The organism is Nostoc sp. (assembly GCF_036917375.1).
In the GTDB taxonomy this organism is placed as follows: Bacteria; Cyanobacteriota; Cyanobacteriia; order Cyanobacteriales; family Nostocaceae; genus Nostoc.
In genome coordinates, this window is sequence record NZ_JBALDN010000026.1 from 113,218 (window position 1) to 129,799 (window position 16,582).

Genomic DNA, 16,582 nt, shown 5'->3' on the forward strand with positions numbered 1-16,582 from the left:
AGAACTAAAGTTCAGGGCTATAAGACTCGGAATTCATTCCGAGGCGGATAGAAACGTAGCGCGAGATTTATTTCTTAATAAAGATATGGCTGCGAGAAGACTTGTGTGTACACCGTAGGCCTGCGGGGAGAGGAGACAAAGCACAGCTTTGGCGGGGTGGGGTTCTTTTATTACGGGTAATTTGGCGGACATGATATCAGTTGGTTTTCAAGCTCAAGAATATTGGTGGACTCACGGCTTTATACCAATTCGCAATACTTCGGCTACGCTCAGTACAAGTTCGCTTTTTCGCCCATTCGCAATTAAGAAACTTAGATACAGCAAGACTTTTCTGATTTACATCTGTTGCCTCATTTTAGAGAATTGGTATTAATAAACCCTCGCAATTTATCTCTCTCCTAACCCTGTTTTGTAACTTTCGGAAAACAATAATCTTAGGTAAGCTCTGAGGCTTTATTTCCTAATAGAAACTAAAATTTATAGCCAAAAGCTGAAAACCAAAGCTCCATAACCCTTTATACAAATTCGCAATTAAGAAACTTAGATGTAGCAAGACTTTTCTAATTACATCTGTTGCCTCATTTTGGAGAATAGGTATTAGGATATTGCATTCTCGCAAAGTGACAAAACAGCGATTATTTGTCGCTGCGATCAAATAATTAGTCGCTCTACAGTGAAATGCAAAAAATACAGTACGCCCTCCTTGAACGCTATGTCCTGCAAGATAAAATCAGCGTTAAGTACGAGAAAGATTGTATAAAAAAAGATGCATTACGAAAACACTATTTTTTTATAGGGGATGGTGCTAGTAATCCTGATAAAGCACCCAAAGAACCAGTTCCAAGAGCGGTTAGAAGTTCAGGAATTTGTTTGCTGCCCTTTGCTTGTAGAGCAATTGCACCTATAAGGCAAATTAATACTGTAGAGGTAAGTGTACCAACAATCATACGGTAAATCCAGGGGTCTGTTTGTATATAGTTTTGTGGCAGATTAAAAGTATTATTTACTGCATCAGCGTTTTGTTGTAAACCTTGCTGACCTCTTGAATCATTGAGAGTTGATGGTTGTTTACTTTCCTCAACTAAAGACTGTGTTTCGACTAAAGAGTTTTTTCCATTCTCTGTACTCATAGTTAGTGCATCCTTTTTTAATAAAAATAAGCATTGGAAGTTTTCTATAATGGTAATCACATTACGATTCCTCTTTTTCGGAAAAGTAGAAACAATCACCAAAGTTTTTTGATAGTCAAGTGAGATCGCCCCTCTGTCTCTCGATCGCTGGAGTAGGCTTAATTTTGGGTTTAAACAGGCTCTAGTAGGTTAGTTGTAGATTTATTGGCATCGCTGTCGGGGATTGTGGGGTGTGTAGTAGGAGCGATCGCACCCAATACCCAATGTCTCACCCCAAGATAAGTAATAAGCCATCTGAGTAATGGCAGCAGTCGGTTTAACCAGTAAAAAAGCACTAATTTATACTTCTATATAATTGCAATCACTTAGAAAAGATTGCCCAGATACCCTCACTATCAGCAATGCCGGCAGTTCTGCTGATGTATGGGCTATTGCAATAGACTTCTTGGCATTTGTCGGGAAAAGGGAAAGGGGGAAAGGTAAAGGTTTTGTATTTTCCCTTCCCCTTTAACATGAGTCCTTTTTCCCACGAGAGTGCAAAAAGCACTTTTGCAAGAGACTTCATGAGCTGCGCTCACAAGGAACAATGAAAATGTTTTTTCCTCCTGCCTCCTGCCTGGTTGTTGAGTTTCGACTACGCTCAACTGCCGCGTAGTCGAGACACTGCCTCCTGCCTTATTTTCAAGGCAGACTTCATGAGCAAGCTGATTTAAGTGAACCCGCAAATACACGTATCATATAGATTAAAATTAGGTTATTATATAACCGAAATATTACTGTAATTTTTGAAGGTTTTTATATATGTAAATTGCTGATTTCAGAGGATATACGGTAACGAGAACCAAAGCGATCGCGGTACTTTAATTTCAATAAATCTTATATTATTCAGATTAAAAAACTCAGAAAAGATGACGAACACAGAATGTAGAAGCTCAAGCTGATGATCGATTCGCGCCTAAAACTAGTACGGTAAAACTCTGAAAAATGCCAAACGTAGTTCTCTTTGAGATATGAGAGCCACTCTCTAGGTGTATACGCATTTACAAAAGGCTTGAAGCTAAAAACCTCTTCTTTCGCACTTCAGGCTTTGGTAAAGACTTGTGCAATATGTAGGTTTTTATGATGGAATTTTTAAATAATTTTTTCTCTACTAGCCAGTTTATTCCCCACGGACATTGCTATCTGTGGAAACCAGGATTGGTGTGGTTGCATCTGATTTCAGATGTGTTAACTGGACTTGCTTATTATTCAATTCCAGTGATGTTGGTTTATTTTGTTCGTAAACGGCGAGATATACCTTTCGGCTGGATATTCCTAATGTTTGGCACATTCATCGTTGCATGTGGCACAACTCATTTAATGGATATATGGACGCTTTGGTATCCTACCTATTGGCTATCAGGGTTAATTAAAGCTATTACCGCTTTTGTCTCCGTATTAACGGCTATAGAGCTTGTGCCATTAATGCCGCAAGCACTAGCTCTACCGAGTCCTGCCCAACTAGAGGCTGCAAACTACCAACTAGCAAAAGAAATTGCTGAACGTATACGGACTGAGGAAGTGTTGAGGGAAAGCGAACAACGCTGGCAATTAGCTTTGCGCGGCAATAATGATGGAATTTGGGACTGGAATGTTAAAACCAATGAAGTTTTCTTCTCGGCTCGCTGGAAAGAAATGCTCGGTTACGAAAACCACGAAATTTCTAACCATTTAGATGAATGCGTGACACGAGTGCATCCGAACGATATTGAGCGGGTGAAACAAGCGGTTCAAGATCACTTTGCTCAGAAAACACCGTTTTACATTACTGAGTATCGAGCTTTATGTAAAGACGGCACCTATAAATGGATTTTAGATCGAGGGCAAGCACTGTGGGATGAAGATGGTAATGTAGTACGAATGGTAGGCTCACATACTGACATTACCGATCGCAAGCAAGTAGAGGAGACACTAAATAGCTTACTTAACCAACTAGAAAGCATGGTTGAGGAAAGGACAGCAGAGTTAACAAGAATCAACGAATCATTACAGACAGAAATTACTGAACGCCAGCGAATAGAAAAAGCATTGCGAGAGAGCGAACAGCGATTTAGGGCTGCATTCCATCAAGCTGCTGTTGGCATTGCCCATGTCGCAATCGATGGCAGCTGGTTGTTAGTTAATCAGAAGCTTTGCGATATTCTCGGTTACACACTCGAAGAACTACAATTGTTAACTTTCCAAGATATTACTCACCCGGACGATCTTAATACTAACCTGAAATATGTTGAGCAGATTTTAGCAGATAATATTCAAACTTACTCGATGGAAAAGCGCTATTTCCGCAAAGATAATTCCATAGTTTGGGTTAATCTCACTGTGTCTTTAATGCGTGAATCTAGTGGGGAGCCAAAATATTTTATTTCTGTGGTCGAAGACATTAACGAACGGAAAGCCGCGCAGCGCGAACGCAGGCAGTGGGAGGAGCAAATTCAAGCATCACTGTTAGAAAAAGAGGTGTTATTAAAAGAAATTTACCATCGGGTCAAAAATAATTTACAGGTTATTTCCAGTCTGCTCAACCTGCAATCTGCCTATATCAAAGACAAAGACGATTTGACAATATTTCAACAAAGCCAGCAGCGGATTGCATCAATGGCTCTCGTTCACGAAAAATTGTATCAATCTCAAGACTTAGCAAGGATTAATTTGGGTGAATATATTCGAGATTTGGTAGCAAGTTTATTTACTGCTTATGAAGTCAATGAAGATGCGATCGCTTTGACAATAAATACAGAAGATTGTATTTTTCTTGGTTTAGATACAGCAATTCCTTGTAGCTTAATTATCCATGAACTTGTATCTAATTCCTTAAAATATGCATTTCCCAAAAATAGTCATGGTGCAATCAATATTGAAATCAAGAAAATAATTAATAATAATTTACTGCTAATAGTTCGTGATAATGGCATTGGCTTACCATCAAACTTTGATTTTGAAAAGCTAGCATCATTAGGGTGGGAGTTAGTAGAGGCTTTAGCCCATCAGCTAGCAGGAAATATCAATATTACAGGCTCTACTGGAGTAGAGTGTCAAGTGACATTTCCTTTACCATAAAATAGACAATTAATAAAAGATGACCAACGCAAAAATTTTAGTTGTGGAAGATGAAGCTATTGTTGCCAAGGACTTACAATTCAGGCTGAAGAAATTTGGTTACACAGTGCCTGCTATCGCTTCTTCAGGAGAAGAAGCGATTAATATAGCAATAGAAATATCTCCAGATTTAGTACTGATGGATATCAAGCTTAAAGGCTCAATGGACGGGATAGAAGCTGCTGAAGAAATCTATAAGCGTTTGGATATTCCAGTAATTTATTTAACTGCTTATGCAGATGAGAATACATTAGAACGAGCTAAGATAACTGAGCCGTTTGCCTACCTACTGAAACCTTTTAAAGAAAGAGAACTACAAACAAATATTGAAATAACTTTGACTAAGCATGGTTTAGAAAGGCAATTAAAAGTTAATAAAAAATGGCTGGATGCACTTTTAAAAAGTATCAGTGATGGTGTGATTGCTAGCGACTTACAAGAGTTAATCACTTTTATGAATCCGGTTGCAGAAAATCTGACTGGATGGAAACAAGAAGAAGCTTGTGGTAGAAATTCTTCAGAAGTATTTAATATTGCTAATGGGGAAACTCATAACCCTATTGAAAGCCCGATTATAAAAGTTCTGCAAGATGGTATTATCGTTAATCTCCCCGCAGAAACTATTTTGATTACTAAAGATGGTGCAGAAATACCAATTGATGATAGTGCTGCACCGATTAAAGATGACAAAAATAATATTACAGGCGCTGTATTAGTGTTTCGAGATATTACTGAGCGCAAACGAGCGATTGAGGCGCGTCAAAAGCAAATTGAGCAAGAGCAACTTGTGATGCAATGGGAAGAGATAAATCAACTCAAAAATGACTTTTTGAATTTAGTTTCTCACGAACTGCGATCGCCTCTGAGTAATATCAAGATGATGATTCAAATGATACAACTATCTAATAGTACTGAGGATGCTCAACGCTATCTAAAATTAATGGAAAGCGAGTGCGATCGCGAACTAGAATTAATTAACGATTTACTAGACTTACAACGGCTAGAAAGCTCATCCTATCAAGTTATTACCCCTGATGCGTTGCTCTTACAACAGTGGTTACTTTGGATTATCGAGCCGTTTCAAATTCGCGTTCAAGAACATCAGCAAACTCTACAGGTGAATCTCCCTGCAAATCTCCCGCCGCTATTCTCAGATGGCATTAGCTTGGAACGCATTATAGTAGAATTGATCAATAATGCCTGTAAATACACACCTGCGGGTGGTGAAATCGTCTTAAGTGTCAGTCACGATTCTTCGGAAACACCTGCAAAAACAATTATTACTGTCAGGAATTCAGTAGAAATTCCGGTAATAGAGTTACCACGGATATTTGATAAATTTTATCGTCTCCCCAATGCAGATATCTGGAATCAAGGTGGTTCGGGTTTAGGTTTATCTATAGTCCAGAAATTAGTGGAACAATTGCAAGGAAACATTCAAGTAGAAAGTGGCAATGGATGGACTATATTCACTCTTACATTAATCGATCTATAGTACTCGATAAATTAAAAATTGCTAGGTGAGGGTGGGGAGTAAAACAAATCGCGTTGTCATATCATGTCCGCTTGATTACTTATTAAACCCGAATCACCCCACCCCGCCAAAGCTATGCTTTGTCTCCCCTCCCTTCAAGCGGGGAGGGGTTGGGGGCGGGGTGCAATGATTGTGGAAATTATGACTATTAATCAGAACATGATATCAAACCTTTACATAATTATAAAAGTTTCTTTGGAAGACTAATAAACTTTTAATATGAGAATTTCATAAATTTGATAGTTGTTTATGTTGGGTTTCACTGTCATCCAACCCAATCTGGATGAATAGATTTCACGCTCGGTAATTAACTGAACTTGATATGAGATAATTAAACCAAATTATTAAATATCAAAAAATGTCATTAACTATATCTTCTACACCTCAAGGTTTTAGTACATTTATCACGAATTTGGGAATTCGAGATACAACTGATGATTTTGTATTGATTAAATCATCAGTTCCTTGTATTGCAGATGGAGTTTTCACTCAAAGTCTTTTTGCTGGGCCAAGTGTTACTATTAGCCGCGATAATTTAAAAGATTCACAAGCACAAGCAATTGTCGTTATATCTAAAAATGCAAATGTAGCTAATGGTTCTGTTGGCATCGCTGACGCCCAAGAGGTTCTGCAATTAGTCGCAACTGAAACTGGAATTGCTGCACATAATATCGCGATCGCTTCTACAGGTGTAATTGGCAGACGTTACCCCATTGAAAAAATCCGGACTGGTTTATTAGGATTGGGCAAAAAATTGACTGATGCTGATTTTCATGCCGCCGCTCGTGGTATTATGACCACCGATACAGTAGCGAAACTAGCTACACGGCAAATAGGAAATGCCAAGCTAGTAGGAATTGCCAAAGGTGTTGGCATGATTGAGCCTAATATGGCTACCCTCTTAACTTTCTTTTTTACTGACGCTGCAATTTCTGCAAATAGCCTTCGTTCTATTTTTCGTTCTACTATAGATAAAACTTTTAATTGTTTGAGCGTAGATACTGACACTTCTACTAGTGACTCTGCTGTGATTCTTGCTAATGGAATAGCCGGTGAAGTTTCAGAACCAGATTTTGCTAGGGCATTGCAAGAAGTTGCACAGGAATTAGTGCTGAAAATTGCCCGAGATGCAGAAGGTGCTACTAAGATAATTGAGGTAACTGTAGATTCAGCGATTAACTATGCACAAGCGAAAACAGTGGCGAAAGCAATTGTAAATTCACCATTGGTAAAAACTGCTGTTTATGGAGCAGATCCGAATTGGGGAAGAGTTGCTATGGCTATAGGCAAATGTGAAAACGAACAGCAGATAAATCAAGATAAAGTTGTTATTAGTTTTGATAATGTAAAAGTTTATCCTAGTAGCTTAACTGATGAAAATCTAGAACAGTTACGGCAAATTATGTCTAAAGATAAAGTAGATATTCATGTTAGCCTTAATATTGGCGATGCCTCTGCAACTGTATGGGGTTGCGATCTTTCAGAGGGTTATATAGAAATTAATGGTAAATACTCAACTTGATTAGACCTGTTGTACAAATGTAAAATTTGCCCACCCTACGGGATCTTGCTACATCCCCCAACCCCTTCTTCCAAAACTGGGAGAAAGGGAGCGAATTTAAAAGTCCCTCTCCCAAGCTTGGGTGAGGGTTTTTGATTCATTGCGCTCGGCGTTGAAGAAAAAGCGTAGCGTCTCGTAGATAAGAGTCAATTAGTGGAGAACAATTTCTCATTGTCCTTTTTAGGTTAAGTTGACTTTTTCGCTCGAATTTTGTCAAACATTGTACCTTCATCAAAGAATTTTGCCTGAATTTCGTCCCATCCTCCTAAATCTTCAGCTTTGAAGATAGTTTTAATTTTGGGAAAATTGGCTTCTGTTTCTTTGGCGATCGCAAGGTTTACAGAACGAAATCCCAATTTGGCAAACTCTCGTTGTGAGTCTGGGGTGTAGAGAAATTTGATAAATGCTTCTGCAACAGAACGAGTACCGTGTTTATCAACATTTTTATCGACAACAGCAACAGGATTATCGATGGAGATATTAATATCGGGTACAATATATGGAAGTTTTTTACCATTTTTGTCCGATACAATCATCTCTTTTTCATAGTTGAGCAAAACGTCACCCTGACCATCTTTGAAGAACAGTTCGCTGGCATTTCGAGCAGTTTTGGGTAACACAGGTGCATTATTATAGACTTTGGAAATAAAGTCTATTGCTTGATTTTCATTTCCGCCAGTATTAATCGCCGAACCCCAGAGATTAAGAAAACTCCAACGAGCCGCACCAGAAGTTTTGGGATTAGCTGTAACTATCTTGACACCATCTTTTGCCAAATCTGCCCAAGTTTTGATATTTTTGGGATTACCTTCACGAATAGCGATCGCATCTACAGATTTGGTAACAATTGCATTATTAGGCGCTTCTTTTTCCCAACCTGGTTGAATAAAACCCGCTTCAACAAGTTTATTAATATCAAGGGCAAGTGACAAATGTACCACATCAGCTTCTTTACCCTCAATCACCGCTGCAAGGGTTTGGGAAGCTGACGCGTCATAACTTTGATTGAAAGTGACATTTTGGTTGTGTTCTTTCTTCCATTGTTCGATAAATTTAGGAATGATTTGCTCGTATGCTGCACTAGTAACTGAGTAAGAAACAAAAGTTAGGGTTACATTAGGCTGAGAAGCTGCGCTAGCATTACCAGTGTAATTGACATTACGTAAAGAGCAAGCAGCTAACAGGATACTTAAACTAATTCCAGCCAAAAATAGAGAGACAACGCTCCACAAAGAATGTCTATATAACCAACTTTGGATTGGTTGTGTGTACCACTGTTTTATAAACTGCAAAGGTTTAACAATACAAGTGGAAACTAATTGAGTTAAATATCTCCTGAGTTGAAGAGTAGGTTGCCACTGGTTCATCAAATTTTTCCTTTGAATCTGGAGTATTTTAAACGAGAACCTGTAAAAAATTATTATAAAACGCTGGTTAAATAAAAATATTTTTATCAACCTAAATTTAAACAATTTATATCAAGTTCGGATAATTAGTTATGTTTCCTACAGTCATTGCACCCCGCCAAAGCTACGCTTTGTCTCCCCTCCCCTTAGCAAAGGGAAGAAATTAAGGGGTGGGGTTCTGTGAGTTTAATAGGTAACAAGCGAACATGATATTATTCAACATATCAAGGATAAATAGTTTTAGAAACTTCTGGACTGCAAATGACGATACGTCCCTTATCACTTTCTTGAATAGCTAAAACTGACGGCAGATCATCAAGCGATCGGCGTCTTGTCGTGCATCTGTAACACCTTGCCAACGAGCTAACCAAAATATCACAACTAATACCCAGGATATTATTACTATTTCATTGACTAGCGATCGCAGAAAATCAACTGAGCGCAGTTGTCCAAAACTAAATTCAGCCACAGATTTTTAACGTTGCCTGAATTACGATCGCAGCGATAATAAAGGCGATGGTTGTTTTGCAGATTGTCCAGATATCTCCGAGAAATATTTGCAAAAGTAAGTGAGTTAGGCTTTTACTGATGTTGATAACAAAAACTTCGATGCTAGCAACAGATATTTAAACATTTGTTGCAAGTGCTTCGATGCTAGCAACAAATATTCAAACCTTTATAACAAATATTCAAATATTTGCAATAAATATTTAAATGCTAGTAACAAATGTTCAAACCTTTATAACAAAGGATGAAACCTTTGCAACAAATGTTCAAATCTTTATAACAAATATTCAAATAGTTGCAATAAATGTTTAAATATTAGTAACAAATATTCAAATATTTCCAAGAAATGCTTAAACATTTGCAATAAATAGTTTATTGTTTGCAACAACCGCTTTGATGTTAAGAAAAAATATTTCAAAGTTTGCAGAACTTAAGTAAATTCAACGTATTTTCGTTATTGTTAAGTGGAGCAATTGCCCTTGGCATTCTCGTAATGTATCAATACCATGTTGCTAGCACCCAATTAAAAACAGCTACCTCTGCGCTATTTCATGAAAAAAATTCTTACCAGTTTTTTGACATTGGGTATTTGGCTAACGCCTTTAACAGTAATGCTGATGGCTCAACCTAGCTGGGGACAAACTCAAAACTCGCGATCGCAAGAAGCACAAAGACTGCTTCAGCAAGGGATAATGCTGACACTGCAACAGCAATACCAACAGGCAATACAAATATTGGAGCAAGTTTTAACCATTGTACGAGAACTCAAAGATCAAAAACGAGAAGCAACTGCACTGCTTGGGCTTGGGTTTAACTACAACCGTTTAGGAGAAAGGCAAAAAGCACTCGATTTTTACAACCAAGCTTTGCCTTTATCTCGTGCTGTGGGCGATCGCTCTTGTAAAGCTGTTACCTTGGTTAATATTGGTGTACCCTTCCAAAGTACAAATCGACCAATTGAAGCCATTACTAATTTAGAGCAATCTCTCTAAATTAGCTTAGAATTCACAGTAACTTATCTGGTGTAATTGGCAGATCCCGAATCCGCTTACCTGTGGCGTGATAAATTGCATTAGATATGGCAGCAGCTACCCCAACAATCGGAAGTTCCCCCAGGCTTTTAGTTCCTAGTGCATTCACATAAGGATCGCATTCTTCAACAAATTGCACTTCCATATTGGGAATATCTGCATGAACCGGAATCAGGTAATCGGAAAGGTTAGCACCAACTATTCTGCCCTGATTAGCATCCATTACAGTTTTCTCCATCAGCGCCATACCAATTCCCCAGGTAATCCCACCGATAACTTGACTCCGCGCTGTCTTGAAGTTGAGAATTCGCCCAGCATCATAAACGCCTACGCAACGTCTAACTTTGATTTCTCCCAACAATTCATCAACTGCAACTTCGACAAATATCGCCCCAAAAGAATGTTTGGCATATTGTTGGCTCTCTGGATTGAGTGACGATTCCTCTGTAACTTCTAAACTTTCTAATCCATGACGGCGGAGAATATCGGTGTAGCTGTCTCGCTTCGATGGGTCTTGTTTTGAAAATATTTGCCCTGACTCAACGGCAATATCTTCTGCTTGCGATCCGTAAAGCAGAGAATTTGCATCCGCGATCGCCATTTTAATTATTTTATCCCGTGCGGCGATCGCAGTTTGATGCACCGCCGGGGAAACACTCGCAACTGTAACTGAGTTCCCTGTCATCGGGGCTTTGGGAAGATTAGTATCACCTAGTTCAAACTGCACTGGTAGTCCCAATACTTCAGCAGCTACCTGCGTCATCACTGTATAAGTACCTGTACCGATGTCTTGAGTACCGCTTTGTACTTTTACTTCTCCAGTGGCAAAAATTTCTACCTTAACTGACGCAGTTCTAGCATTGGTGGGAAATGTCGCACTTGCCATTCCCCAACCAATCAAGAAATCATTGTCTCGCATGGAACGGGGAACTGGATTGCGTTGTAGCCACCCAAAAATTTCTGCTCCTTTTTGATAACATTCTTTCAGGGATTTACTTGACCAAGGTAATCCTTTGTGCGGCTCGATATCTGCATGATTTCTCAGTCTTAGTTCAATTGGATCGATATTTAAGGTGTATGCCAGTTCATCCATTGCCGATTCTAAGGCAAACATTCCTGGCGCTTCTCCTGGCCCCCGCATAAAGGTTGGTGTGCCGGCGTTGATGCGTCCCAAACGGTATTTTATTTCCAAATTGGGACAGGCGTACATCATGGTTGTTGCTGCACCTACAGGTTCGGCAAAGTCATCAAACAGGGAAGTTAAAGATGTCCCAATTTGCTCGATTACAGTTAATTTGCCTTCCTTGGTTGCACCTAACGTTAGCTGCTGCTGAGTTTCGGAGCGGTGGCCGCAAGCCGTGTACATTTGCGATCGCGTTAGTACAACTTTTACTGGGCGTTTTACTTGCCGAGCTGCGATCGCAGCTAAAATCGTATGCGATCGCAGCAGCGCTTTACAACCAAATCCGCCGCCTAAGTATTTGGAGATAACGCGGACATTTTCTTCGGGAATATTCAGAATAGATGCGATTTGGCCTTGGGTGGCAGAAACGCCTTGAGTGGTTTCATACAGGGTCAAGTTATCCCCCTCCCACATTGCGATCGTTGCAGAAGGTTCTAGGGGATTATGATGTTCTATTGGCGTAGTATAAACTTCCTCTACCAAGACATCTGCCTGTACTTTCCCCGATTCAACATCCCCTCTGGTGATTTTAGCTGGCATCATGCCAAAAAATATTGATTCGGGTTCAAATATCTCTGTATGTGCCATTGTGACTGTCGGAATGGCTTCTTCGTAGATAATTTTTATCCTAGAGGCAGCAGTTTCGGCTTGTTCTAAAGTTTGGGCAATTACAACCCCCAAATGTTGACCATCGTAGTAGATATTATGGTCTTTTTCAGTTGACTGAGGTTGTGGAGGGCCAAAGAAAGGTATTTTTACCAAAGATGGGGTTTGCTGGTAAGTAATGACATCTAACACACCAGGGGAAACTGCGGCTGCGGATGTGTCTATTTGGATAATTTTACCGCTGGCGATCGCGCTTTGAAAAATCACTCCATAAGTTAAATTCTCGATTAGCACGTCGGCTGTGTAAGGTGCTTCTCCCGTTACTTTCAGCCTACCGTCAACGCGATCGAGTGGTTTCCCAATAATTTTATTCATAATTTTTCTGTCACAACTGAGAGTACGCGTACCAAAGCGCCTTTGACTAATTCAATTTTGAATTAGATTGTGCGTTTGCAGTTTTGCTTCTTTGAGGGCTGCGGCTGCGGCTGTAAAGATATCTTTGTTAATTGTAAGGGTCGTATTCAAAGAAATCATTAAAGCCTCGTGCTATTTTAGTCTGGTTTAAACTCAAAGATTTAGCTGATAAAACTGGTCAAACAATCTATCAAATTATATAGTTTCAGCAATTAAAACATTCGGATGTTCCCATGTTTATGCGCCTGCGCTGCACCATCGCTTGTGACAGTTGCGTAAGTCCTGTTAGTCTCCGGCGGGCAGTCAAATGAGTAGCATTTGCGTAGCGTGAGCGCCACTTGCGATCGCCCAACATTAGGATAAAGCATAGCGGTTTTGATACAAAACCTTAAAATGCTTGCGGTATCGTCAAATTCGTAGATTAGACTAGAACCACGAGTAAAACGTTTAAAGCAAGGTTGAACAGCCTTTTAGAGAATTTTTGGTTAAGTCCGCTACTTATTTGCTACTCAAAAATCTGGACATTCAAAATCGACTATTTCGGGGTGGCAGTAGTACTTTAAAACCGTCTGTACGGTATCGCCGATTAGGCTTGCTACCTTGTCTACAGATAAGCCACTGGTTATAGCCCACGTTGCAAAAGTATGGCGTGTTGCATAAGGCTTGAGGTAAAGCAATTTACCCTGTGTAGCTAATTCCGCTACTACCCCAGGGTAACGGTAGACGTTGCCGTTAAATTTCGTGCGGTTCTCCTTTTGCAAGCATTCGTTAAGCACGCACAATAATGGTCGGTTGTTACACACACCAGTTTGATTATTATTAGCCAGAATAGATAGTTAGAGCCGTAATCGTCTGAAAAGACCAAAATTTATCGAAATGAAAAATATTATCTCGATTGGTTGGAATAACTGGTTCAAACGGCATAAAGAATCTGTTTTACTATTTGACTCAATTGCTGCCGCTAATGAGATTGCTCTAATGCTTAACGGTCAATGGGATGGCTGCAATGGTATAATTGTGGCTTCTAGTGATGAGATAGCTGTTAACACTGCTGCCAAACTATTACAAGCTACATGGTGTTATCAAGGCACATCAAAAGCTGTTTTAGACAGAGTAACAACTGATGTAATTTTACGCCGTTATGCAATCGGAGAAAGAAATTTTGTTAATGCTAATTTGAGGTGTGCAGTACTTGCATCAGTGAAGCTGAGTGAAATTAACCTAAGTTATGCCTCATTGAGTTGGGCGGACTTAAGTCAAGCAAATCTAAGTAAAGCTGATTTAACAGCAGCAGACCTCAGTCAAGCTAATTTAAGTGGAGCCGATTTAAGTAAAGCATACTTGATGAGGGCAAACCTCAGCGAGGCAGACCTGCAACGAGCTTCACTTCAGGGGGCTAACCTCAGTAGTGCTAACTTAAGTGAAGTCAACCTCACTGGTGCTGATTTAACAGGAGCTAATCTGTCACTAGCAGACCTAAGAGGGGCAAAGTTTCACTTGTGCAATTTGAGCGGGGCTAACCTAACAAATGCCAAGTTAATTGAAAGTGACTTGGCTTTTGCTCAACAATGAGCGATCGCGTATCCTGTACCACCGCCAGATCGCAATCAACATAAAATCCCTATACATGGATTGGAACGAAGTATACCGAAAACTAGCCTCCAAATATAGTATCAAAAATTACAAATCTCGCTTCAAAGGTCATTCTACATCCAGCTTGAGGGCTGTGATATTATAGGAGACTGCTGCATACATTTTAGAAAAACTAGAAACTGAATCGACCATGGCCCTCACGCAACTGCGGAAACAAGAAATAATCTCCAGCTACCAAGTTCACGAAACTGACACTGGCTCGGCCGATGTCCAAGTGGCTATGCTAACTGAGCGCATTAACCGCCTCAGCGAACATCTCCAAGCAAATAAAAAAGACCATTCTTCCCGAAGAGGACTGTTGAAGCTAATCGGACAGCGTAAGCGTCTTCTAGCTTATATATCGCAGGAAAGCCGGGAAAAATATCAAGCTTTGATTGCTCGTCTCGGTATTCGTGGATAGGATTACCGCTTATGTCTGCTGAAGAATCTGAACGCAGTCGTTTGCCTTTTGAACCGAACAAAAAGCGCCAAAAACCCGCAAAAGCTCAAAGTAAACCAGCAGCACAGCCCCAAGAATCTGTCAAAAAGGCTGATAAAAAAGTGGTTTACACCAAACAAGAGATGGCAATTCCGCAAGTAGTCAGCCAACGGATGATCCGACGGGTAGCTGGATTCTCTGGCGTACCAACAGCTTTGGGCATTAGCGCCTTGGTTGCTAGCTATCTGCTTGCTGCCTACTCCGATATCCGACTACCTCCCATCGCCGTGTTATTGGTGAACATGGGATTATTTGGTTTAGGGGTTTTAGGGATAACTTATGGCGTTCTCTCTGCCTCTTGGGATGAAGAAAAAGTCGGAAGTTTTCTGGGTTTGGGTGAGTTCAACACCAATTTGGGACGAATGGTGGCAGCTTGGCGCGAAACTCGGCAAAAAAACTTATAATGAACGGCGCTCAGGTATTAAGTAACTGTGATATTGGGTAAATGAAAAAGTTAATGTTGAAGTTGAAATTCGATCGCTTCAACATTGCTAGTTAAAATTATACAATCCATTTTATACCCTATATCTAGTTATTTAGCAGTAAAAATACTGACTGAGCGCTACATTTTATCTATTTATTTTGTAAACAAATTTTATTTTTAACTATTTCTAATTAGCCCAATAGGCAACAATAAAGTTAGCCTATTCACAGAAAATTTTACTCAATTAATTAATCAGGAACTTTCAGATGATTATAGTAATGAAAAGTGGTTCCCCAGAGGCGGAAATAAACCGCATTGATGAGGAACTCAGTAGCTGGGGGTTAACTCCAGAAAAAATTATCGGTCAACACAAAGTAGTTATTGGTCTAGTAGGTGAAACCGCCAGCTTAGATCCGCTACAAATTCAGGAACTTAGCCCCTGGATTGAGCAAGTTTTACGGGTAGAGCAGCCTTACAAACGAGCTAGCCGTCAGTACCGCCACGGTGAAGCTTCGGATGTAGTAGTTAATACTCCTGATGGAGCAGTAGTATTTGGGGAACATCAGCCTTTGGTAGTCGTTGCTGGCCCCTGCTCCGTAGAAAATGAAGAAATGATTGTAGAGACGGCGCGGCGTGTCAAGGCTGCTGGAGCCGCATTTTTGCGAGGTGGCGCATACAAACCCCGGACTTCACCTTATGCCTTCCAAGGACACGGCGAGAGTGCTTTAGATTTGTTAGCGAAGGCGCGGGAGGTCAGCGGACTAGGTATTATTACAGAAGTGATGGATGCCGTAGACCTGGATAAAATTGCCGGAGTTGCTGACGTGATTCAGGTGGGGGCAAGAAATATGCAAAATTTCTCCTTGCTCAAAAAAGTCGGAGCGCAGTCCAAACCAGTACTCTTAAAGCGGGGAATGGCAGCTACTATTGAAGATTGGTTGATGGCAGCCGAGTATATTTTGGCATCTGGCAATCCCAATGTAATTTTGTGTGAAAGGGGAATACGCACCTTTGACCGTCAATATACGCGAAACACACTGGATTTATCGGTAGTGCCCGTGTTGCGAAAACTGACTCACCTGCCAATCATGATTGACCCCAGCCACGGCGTAGGTTGGTCTGAATTTGTGCCTTCAATGGCAATGGCGGCGATCGCAGCTGGCACAGATTCCCTGATGATAGAGGTTCATCCCAATCCTGCCAAAGCTTTATCCGACGGGCCCCAATCTCTAACACCAGACCGTTTCGATAACTTGATGCAAGAATTGGCAGTAATTGGTAAAGCAGTGGGACGCTGGCAGCAACCAGCTGTAGCTCTAGCTTAAAATTCAGTTGCAACTTAGGGACTAACAAAAAATAAATTATGCCAAATTATTTCTAGATTTGTAGGGGCGTAAGCATTGGTGTCAACTTAACGCTAAACCCGATTGTTGAAAACCTTTTGCCCCCAGCCCCTCTTCCCAAGGCATCGCTAGCGTGTATACACAAGTCGGATGTCAAGTAGGTACAGATGTACCTCA

Annotated in this window: 15 protein-coding genes; 8 read left to right on the plus strand and 7 right to left on the minus strand. The window is 40.3% G+C overall.

Going from position 1 to position 16,582, the window contains the following annotated elements; genetic code table 11:
• Positions 1-782: 782 nt before the first annotated feature.
• The gene (locus tag V7K45_RS06850) at positions 783-1,190 is read right to left on the minus strand and encodes a hypothetical protein (RefSeq protein ID WP_335001669.1); all 408 of its coding nucleotides are present in this window, start codon (positions 1,188-1,190) and stop codon (positions 783-785) included.
• 110 nt (positions 1,191-1,300) lie between these two features.
• Positions 1,301-1,465: a hypothetical protein gene (locus V7K45_RS06855; protein ID WP_335001671.1), complete on the minus strand. Its 165-nt coding sequence runs from the start codon at positions 1,463-1,465 to the stop codon at positions 1,301-1,303.
• A 784-nt stretch (positions 1,466-2,249) separates the two neighbouring features.
• Here V7K45_RS06855 and V7K45_RS06860 point away from each other — a divergent pair.
• From V7K45_RS06860 to argJ, 3 genes are all read left to right on the plus strand, one after another.
• Complete coding sequence (locus V7K45_RS06860) at positions 2,250-4,226, plus strand: PAS domain S-box protein (protein ID WP_335001673.1); 1,977 nt, start codon at positions 2,250-2,252, stop codon at positions 4,224-4,226.
• A 19-nt stretch (positions 4,227-4,245) separates the two neighbouring features.
• Positions 4,246-5,760: a hybrid sensor histidine kinase/response regulator gene (locus V7K45_RS06865; RefSeq protein ID WP_335001675.1), complete on the plus strand. Its 1,515-nt coding sequence runs from the start codon at positions 4,246-4,248 to the stop codon at positions 5,758-5,760.
• Between the two features lie 397 nt (positions 5,761-6,157).
• On the plus strand, positions 6,158-7,321 hold the full coding sequence (argJ, locus tag V7K45_RS06870; protein ID WP_335001677.1) for a bifunctional glutamate N-acetyltransferase/amino-acid acetyltransferase ArgJ: 1,164 nt from the start codon (positions 6,158-6,160) through the stop codon (positions 7,319-7,321).
• Between the two features lie 224 nt (positions 7,322-7,545).
• On the opposite strand, the gene V7K45_RS06875 is transcribed toward argJ, so the two are convergent.
• Both V7K45_RS06875 and V7K45_RS06880 read right to left on the minus strand, forming a co-directional pair.
• The gene (locus tag V7K45_RS06875) at positions 7,546-8,727 is read right to left on the minus strand and encodes a sulfate ABC transporter substrate-binding protein (RefSeq protein WP_335001679.1); all 1,182 of its coding nucleotides are present in this window, start codon (positions 8,725-8,727) and stop codon (positions 7,546-7,548) included.
• Positions 8,728-9,061: 334 nt separating this feature from the next.
• Positions 9,062-9,235: a hypothetical protein gene (locus V7K45_RS06880; protein ID WP_335001681.1), complete on the minus strand. Its 174-nt coding sequence runs from the start codon at positions 9,233-9,235 to the stop codon at positions 9,062-9,064.
• Between the two features lie 589 nt (positions 9,236-9,824).
• Here V7K45_RS06880 and V7K45_RS06885 point away from each other — a divergent pair.
• On the plus strand, positions 9,825-10,265 hold the full coding sequence (locus tag V7K45_RS06885; RefSeq protein WP_335001683.1) for a tetratricopeptide repeat protein: 441 nt from the start codon (positions 9,825-9,827) through the stop codon (positions 10,263-10,265).
• 13 nt (positions 10,266-10,278) lie between these two features.
• On the opposite strand, the gene V7K45_RS06890 is transcribed toward V7K45_RS06885, so the two are convergent.
• The 3 genes from V7K45_RS06890 to V7K45_RS06900 form a co-directional block, all read right to left on the minus strand.
• Positions 10,279-12,468 (minus strand): xanthine dehydrogenase family protein molybdopterin-binding subunit, encoded by a 2,190-nt coding sequence (locus V7K45_RS06890; RefSeq protein WP_335001685.1) that lies wholly within the window; start codon positions 12,466-12,468, stop codon positions 10,279-10,281.
• Positions 12,469-12,719: 251 nt separating this feature from the next.
• Positions 12,720-12,875, minus strand: coding sequence for a hypothetical protein (locus V7K45_RS06895; RefSeq protein WP_335001687.1), 156 nt, complete (start codon positions 12,873-12,875; stop codon positions 12,720-12,722).
• Positions 12,876-13,016: 141 nt separating this feature from the next.
• Positions 13,017-13,310 carry a hypothetical protein gene (locus V7K45_RS06900; RefSeq protein WP_335001689.1) on the minus strand — a complete coding sequence of 98 codons (294 nt, stop codon included), beginning with the start codon at positions 13,308-13,310 and terminating at the stop codon, positions 13,017-13,019.
• A gap of 73 nt (positions 13,311-13,383) precedes the next feature.
• On the opposite strand from V7K45_RS06900, the gene V7K45_RS06905 reads away from it, so the two are divergent.
• The 4 genes from V7K45_RS06905 to aroF all read left to right on the plus strand — a co-directional run bounded on the left by V7K45_RS06905 (position 13,384) and on the right by aroF (position 16,387).
• Positions 13,384-14,079: a pentapeptide repeat-containing protein gene (locus V7K45_RS06905; protein ID WP_335001691.1), complete on the plus strand. Its 696-nt coding sequence runs from the start codon at positions 13,384-13,386 to the stop codon at positions 14,077-14,079.
• A 211-nt stretch (positions 14,080-14,290) separates the two neighbouring features.
• Positions 14,291-14,560 (plus strand): 30S ribosomal protein S15, encoded by a 270-nt coding sequence (rpsO, locus tag V7K45_RS06910; protein WP_265274247.1) that lies wholly within the window; start codon positions 14,291-14,293, stop codon positions 14,558-14,560.
• Between the two features lie 11 nt (positions 14,561-14,571).
• Positions 14,572-15,042, plus strand: a complete 471-nt coding sequence (locus V7K45_RS06915) for a PAM68 family protein (protein WP_322668932.1) — start codon at positions 14,572-14,574, stop codon at positions 15,040-15,042.
• Positions 15,043-15,328: 286 nt separating this feature from the next.
• The gene (gene aroF / locus V7K45_RS06920; RefSeq protein ID WP_335001695.1) at positions 15,329-16,387 is read left to right on the plus strand and encodes a 3-deoxy-7-phosphoheptulonate synthase; all 1,059 of its coding nucleotides are present in this window, start codon (positions 15,329-15,331) and stop codon (positions 16,385-16,387) included.
• The last annotated feature ends 195 nt before the right edge of the window (positions 16,388-16,582 follow it).